Raw genomic sequence first — 477 nt, forward strand, 5'->3', positions numbered from 1 at the left:
TGCTCAAGCAGGCGGGCGCCTTCGCCGCCCACCAGCTGGATTCGGTCGACGACCGGGTCATGGACTCCAACGACCTGGAGCGTGAGAAGGGCATCACGATCCTCGCCAAGAACACGGCGGTGAAGTACCACCCCAAGTCCGGCGGGGACCCGATCACGATCAACATCATCGACACCCCCGGCCACGCCGACTTCGGTGGCGAGGTCGAGCGCGGTCTCTCGATGGTCGACGCCGTGGTGCTCCTGGTGGACGCCTCCGAGGGCCCGCTCCCGCAGCCCCGCTTCGTGCTCCGCAAGGCGCTCGCCGCCCGGATGCCGGTCATCCTCTGCATCAACAAGACGGACCGCCCGGACTCCCGCATCGACGAGGTCGTCAACGAGACGTACGACCTCTTCCTCGACCTGGACGCCGACGAGGACCAGATCGAGTTCCCGATCGTCTACGCCTTCGCCCGTGACGGCGTCGCCTCGCTGACCA

The 477-nt window shown here is 67.3% G+C and carries 1 protein-coding gene; it reads left to right on the top strand.

Annotated elements, in window-relative coordinates:
* On the top strand, positions 1–477 hold a 477-nt coding region (locus tag IG04_RS0141865; RefSeq protein WP_030482295.1), incomplete at both ends, for a GTP-binding protein.

This window comes from Lentzea albidocapillata (assembly GCF_000719115.1).
Classification (GTDB): Bacteria; Actinomycetota; Actinomycetes; order Mycobacteriales; family Pseudonocardiaceae; genus Lentzea; species Lentzea albidocapillata.